This window comes from Candidatus Hepatincolaceae symbiont of Strigamia maritima (genome assembly GCF_055505085.1).
Map to the genome: position 1 here is coordinate 1 of NZ_DBKDTU010000193.1, position 6529 is coordinate 6529.

Below are 6529 nucleotides of genomic sequence, written 5' to 3' on the forward strand. Positions count from 1 at the left end.
ATAAAAATTAGTTATTTATTATTCTTTATTATTATATATAGTTTATATTAAAAAAGCTAATATTCTATAAACATAGATTAAATATGACAGCGAATCTGAATACTTTATTTGCAGAAATTACCACCCTTAAAGGGGTAGGGGAGAATGTAGCTGTAAAATTAAAGCAATTAAAAATTCTTAGGGTAATAGACCTCTTATTACATATCCCTCTAAAAGTAGAGAGAACAAAAGTTTGTAAAACTCTGCATGAGGCAAGCCTTGGTCAAACTATTATTATAGAATTAACCCCTGTAGAGCATTTCCCTAAAAAAAATGTTTTTGTAAAAATACCTTATAAAATACTCTGTAAGGATAATAATAATCAGGAAATTTCTTTGAATTTTTTTCATTATTATAAATCTTATCTTGAAACTAAATTTGTTCTTAATCAGAAGTTAATTCTTGAAGGGGTTATTGAAGTTTATAATAAAAAATTAACTATGAATCATCCCAAAATTCTTAACAATTTTAATTTTACAAATATTTCTCAGAGCAAGTTAATCTATCCCTTAACCGCAGGTATTAGTAATAAAAAGATCTCTTTACTGATTGATTTAGCTCTAAAATTGCTAGAAAATACTGATGTCCCAGAATGGTGGAATCCGGCTTTTTTAGCACGTGAAAAATTACCCTCCTTTAAGGAAGCACTCCTTAGGATTCATAATAGTAGTGATATTGAGGATGCAGTTTCACATCCCAGTATTAATAAGCATACTAACACCAATACCAAACCTAACAATATTATTCCAAACAATCTTACTGCAGTAGAAATTAACCAGCATAATTTGGCTTTGAAAAGACTAGCACTTGACGAGATGTTTGCTCATCAGTTTGCTATAGCTAATTTAAGAACTGCCAAACAAATTGTAAGTGGAAATATTATTAAGGGTAATAAAAGTTTAACTAAAAAGCTCTCTAACCTGATTCCTTTTACTTTAACTGACGATCAAAAAAAAGCCATTCTTGATATTAAAGATGACCTTAAAGCAGAGCAACAAAGTCTTAGATTATTACAAGGGGATGTTGGGAGCGGTAAAACCATTGTAATTTTTTATGGTATGTTAATTGTAGTTGAAGCTGGGTTTCAGGCAGTTCTAATGGCTCCTACGGAAATTCTTGCTAAACAACATTTCTTAAACTTTCAAACCTATGCAAAAATGTTGAATGTTGAAATTGCTTATTTAAGTTCTAAGGAAAAAGGTAGAAAAAGAACTGCTATCTTAAATGATATTAAAACAGGGATTACTAAAGTAATCATAGGAACTCATTCTTTATTACAGGGGGATGTTTTATTTCATAAACTAGGTTTTGTAATTATAGATGAACAACACCGGTTCGGGGTAGAACAACGCCTAGTTTTACTAAAGAAAGGTAATAATCCGCATTTACTTCTAACCACCGCAACCCCTATTCCCAGAACCCTAGCTTTGGCTTTGTACGGAGATATTAAAACTACTGAAATTAAAGAAAAGCCCGCAGAGCGAAAAGCTATTATTACTAGGAGTATTAGCTTAAATAAACTTAGTGATTTTTTAGAGAGTATTAGTAAGGCACTGAGTAATAATCAAAAAATTTTTTGGGTTTGTCCGCTAATTGAAGACTCAGAGATACTTAATTTAACCTCTGCAGAACAACGCTATCTTTATTTAAAAGAACAACTTAAGCATAGCAATATCTTGCTCTTACACGGGAAACTCTCAAGTGAGCAAAAACAGAAAGTCTTCAATGAGTTTATAGCTCTAAAAGCAGGAATATTAGTTAGTACTACCGTAATAGAGGTAGGGGTAGATGTTCAAGATAGTAATATTATAGTGATTGAGAATGCCGAGAATTTTGGGCTTGCTCAATTACACCAACTCAGAGGAAGAGTTGGCAGAGGAGCAAAAGTAGGAATTTGTATTCTACTCTATGGGACAAAGCTTTCCAAAAATGCTAAAAAAAGAATAACTATCTTAAAAGCTTCTTTAGATGGATTCTTTATTGCCGAACAGGATTTTATCCTACGCGGAGCCGGTAATATTCTAGGATTAGAACAAAGTGGCTTTAATTATTTTAAGATTTTAGATTTAACCTATCATTCAAGCTATTTAATGCCGATTATTACTCAGGTAAAAGCTATTTTTAGTAAACCTCTAACCCTAACTGAAAAAAATACTTATGCATTACTGCTTAAAGTATTTCAAATTACTATTAATAACCAAGCAATTAGAAGCGGATAAATAACCACTCCACCGGTAGCATTTAATTATAACACATACTATACTCCATACCACTCATAATCAGCTCTGCCCAAGAAAATTTTTGTAAAAAGTCCTTTAACTTCTAAAATTTTTCAATTATTAGGATGTAACTTTACTAAAGAATAGGAATTATAAAGGGATTAGTATCTTTATGGATAGTTTGAATATAGTGTATTTTCATAATAATTTTTATTACATCAGAAACCCTTTTAAAATAAATATATTAAAGTTAGAATAGTAAAGGAAGAAATTAAGAGTAAAAAAGCAATAAGGGTAGAACAGGGAACCAAGGCAGTGATAAAAGTAAGTAAAGCAGAGCTAAATAAGTATGCCAAAGACGTGGTAGATTTATATAAGAGGGGGGTACGACGTGAACATGGTTATAGAAACATATTGCACAATTTTCTAAAGGAAATCTTACCCAAAGAATATGAAATTATCGAAGAGCCAAGTTTTATTTACGTAGAACCAACAACTAAAGAAGAAAATAATGAGGGAACTCAAAGGGCAGCACCGGATTTTGCTATTAAGCATAAAGGATTAATCATCGGATATCTTGAAACAAAATCCTTAGATGTATCTAATATGAGTAATATTGAAGAAACAGAGCAAATTAAAACCTATTTAAGTATCACTAAAAACTTAATTGTTACTAATTATTTAAAGTTTATTTATTTCGGAAATACTAACTTATTTAGCAAGGCTACAACTAGCAAGCCCCTCACAGGTAGCGATACTATTAGTGCCTCAATCAGGGGTGCAAACACTACTCAAACTAAAGAAAAAATCATTAAAGCCGAAGTATTGCTATCTCTGAAAGAGTTTTATCATCCTGAGGAAATCACCCCTGAAAAACTGGCAAAATTTAATGAGATCTTTAATAGATTTATTCAGAGTGCTCCTCCTAAAATCGGTACCACTAATCAGTTAGCTCAAGAATTAGCAGTTAGAGCTTCCTTATTAAAACAGTATCTCTCTGAGGAACTTAACCTACAACGCAAAGAAGAACGCGGTGAACTCTACGGGTTATACGTATCTTTAAGAAATAACCTTAGTAATGAGCTAGATGCAGAAGAATTCGCCGATACCTTCGCCCAAGTAATTGCCTATAGTTTATTTTTAGCTAAACTAAATACCCCTTCAGGTGAACTTCTTAACATTTATAATGTAGAGCAATATGTAAGTGGTTCTTTCAATCTAATTGCAGAGATGATCAAGTTCTTAAAGGTGCTAGCGAACCCTAAAAAGCCGATAGCACATAAATGTGCTTGGTTATTAGAAGAACTCTTCAACATTATTAATAATATTGATAGTTATTCCGTGGGGGAGAGTTTATCCTTTCGGAATCCCAAAGTACAAGACCCTTACCTTTATTTCTATGAGGATTTTCTCTTACAGTACGATAAAACTGTAAAAATCAACCGAGGGGTTTTCTACACTCCACCTGAGGCTGTAAAATATATTGTAGAATCAGTAAATATAATCCTAAAAAGAGATTTTAATTTAGTAGAAGGACTAGCAGATACTAAAGTTTCAACCCTAGACTTTGCCACAGGTACCGGTACTTTTCTACTTAAGGTATTTCGGGAAATCCTAGAGAATCTACCACAAAATAGCTCTTTCAAAGAGGGGTTAATTAAGGAGCATCTCTTAAAGAATATTTACGGCTTTGAATACCTAATTGCACCCTATGCAGTGGCACATTTAAAATTATCAGAATACTTAAAAGAGGAAGGGTATCAGATGAGTCCCCACGAGAGGCTACAAATTTATCTCACTAATACCCTCACCACCCTAACTCCGCAGGCAGACTTATTTATGCCCGAATTAAGTAGTGAAGGCGAGGAAGCCTGTCGGATTAAAGAGGCACAACCTATTATGGTGGTTTTGGGGAATCCTCCCTATAATGCCAGTTCTCAAAACCCGAGTAAAGATAAAAAAGGCAAGCTAACCTTTATCGGGGAGTTAATGCAAAGTTACAAGCCTGTGGATGAGCAAAATATACAACCTTTAGATGATGATTACTTAAAGTTTATAAGATTTGCCCAGCACAAGTTAGAGCAACAAAAGCAAGGGATAATTGCAATTATAGTGAATAACTCTTTTATAGATGGGTTAACCCACAGAAAGATGCGTACATCTCTAATGTCAGAGTTTAACAAGATTTATGTACTAAACCTCCACGGAGATAGTAATAAGAAAGAAAAAACTCCTGAAGGAGATATAGATCAAAACATCTTTGATATTAAGCAGGGGGTGGCTATTCTGATTTTAGTTAAGGGGATTAACAATTGGTATAGCAGGTTAGATGGTGGGGTAACAGGCATAATAGCAGAGGGTGTAGATACCGGTGGTAGGGCAGAAACTAGAGTTTACTATCAAGATATTTGGGGCAGACGTGCAGAGAAAAAGCATTATCTCAATCTTAATAATATTAGTACCACAGAATGGGAGGAACTAGACATTGCTAATTTTAACCAAAACTTTCAACAAACTAACTGGGGTAAAAGCAGATTTACAGACCCTTTATCTTTTTTTAAACCAATTCAGCAAGAAAATTTAGTGAGTTATGGTGAGGGTGTCTCGGTAACGGAGATTTTTGGGGAGTATAACAGTGGTATTAACAGTAAAAGAGACTATTTAACTATACATTATAACAAACAGGAATTGGGAGATTTAATTCTAGATTTTAAAAAAGGTGATCTTAGTAGATTAACTGCAAAATATAATATCCCTAAAGATACTGATTGGGTGTTAGATAAGGCTATCTTAGCTTTATATCAGGAGGGGCAGATAAAAGAAGTATCTTACAGACCTTTTGATAATAGATATACTTATTATTCCAAACATAAAGGTTTTTTAGCAAGACCTTGTTACGAAGTAATGCAGCACTTTTTAATACCTAATATTGGGATTAGTTTTATTAGACATTCTTCCGGAATAACTAGCTATACTAATAGTTTAGTACACAATACTATTCTAGATAAATGTACTATAGGTGGTACAAGCTACACCGCCCCGTTATACCTAACTGAAGTTACCACCAGAAAAGTAAGGCGGAGTGGCACTAAAAAAGAAATTTATGATCGGGTCATTAGCGGGGATAATTTGCAAACTACGTTTAAAGAATACCTCTTTAAACTCTATCAACAACACTATCAACCGCAAGAAATCTTGGGTTATATCTACGCAGTTCTCTATTCCAACCTTTACAGAGAAAAATACTTAGAATACCTAAAAATAGACTTCCCTAGAGTTATCTTCTTCAAAGATAAACCCCTTTTTGAAGAACTCAGCAAGCTTGGGCAGAAATTAATAGATGCTCACCTTCTAGAAGAAGTAAAACCCCATACAGACTATCAACATAGCCAACCAATTGGAATAGATTTAGCAGTAACTAGTGTATCTTACAATCAAAAAGAGCAAAAACTCTATATTAATGCCCATACTTACTTTAACAATATTACTTTAAGAGTATATAATTATGAAATTGCCGGAAAAGTACTGGAACGCTACCTTAAAGCCAGAAAAGGTCGTACCTTAAGTAATACAGAATTACAGCATTTGCAAAAAGTTATCTCTACCCTAACTTTAACTATTACCTTACAATCTAAAATAGATAATATCCTCTCGGCACTAATTTAAATTCTACCTTTTTGGTAAAAAATAATCTCTACTTTTTAGCAGACTATGTGTGTTTAGGTAGGTTCCATACCTTCCTTGCGAAACATACCCTTCTACATTATAAAAGCCTAGTACACCATGTTTACGCACTATAAATAGAGTGTTTTGTTAAAAACACACAGAAATCTAACAAAAAGGTAAAATTTCAAGTTAAATTTTCTCAACACTATGGTTAAAGAAAGCGACATTAGTGGGAATTTTCATTTCTTGGTAAAATTCTTCCCAAATTTTATAAAAAGGCACATTAAAGATAATACTAGAATCTATATTTGAAACCAGCCAAGAATCGGCTATGAGTTCTTTTTCTAATTGTCCGGCTACCCAATTAGAGCAACCGATAGAAATTAAAGATTTTAGCGGACCTTTATGTGATATCATATCTATGATTATATTAGGATGATTAGTCATATAAATATCTTCTGTAATTTTAATAGTCCCCTTAATAAAATATTCATTAGAATGCAGAATAAAAACGTTATTGGTGTTAACAGGACCGCCTAATACTACGGGAATACTATTATTTTCTATATCTTCTTCTTTTAAATCAGATTTAATATTTTTAGCAA

At 32.8% G+C, this 6529-nt stretch carries 3 protein-coding genes; 2 read left to right on the forward strand and 1 reads right to left on the reverse strand.

Translation table 11 applies throughout. The features are described from left to right. Positions 1-83: 83 nt before the first annotated feature. On the forward strand, positions 84-2258 hold the full coding sequence (locus ACQCX0_RS05260; protein WP_462563119.1) for an ATP-dependent DNA helicase RecG: 2175 nt from the start codon (positions 84-86) through the stop codon (positions 2256-2258). A 315-nt stretch (positions 2259-2573) separates the two neighbouring features. Then, positions 2574-5924, forward strand: a complete 3351-nt coding sequence (locus ACQCX0_RS05265) for a type ISP restriction/modification enzyme (RefSeq protein ID WP_462563120.1) — start codon at positions 2574-2576, stop codon at positions 5922-5924. A 189-nt stretch (positions 5925-6113) separates the two neighbouring features. On the opposite strand, the gene ACQCX0_RS05270 is transcribed toward ACQCX0_RS05265, so the two are convergent. Further along, positions 6114-6529, reverse strand: a 416-nt coding sequence (locus tag ACQCX0_RS05270; RefSeq protein WP_462563121.1) for a YqgE/AlgH family protein, incomplete at its 5' end; no start/stop codon positions are given.

Bases quoted from the DNA above. Each gene is read 5' to 3' on its own strand.
- ACQCX0_RS05260 (WP_462563119.1), top strand. From the start codon at position 84: ATGACAGCGAATCTGAATACTTTATTTGCAGAAATTACCACCCTTAAA.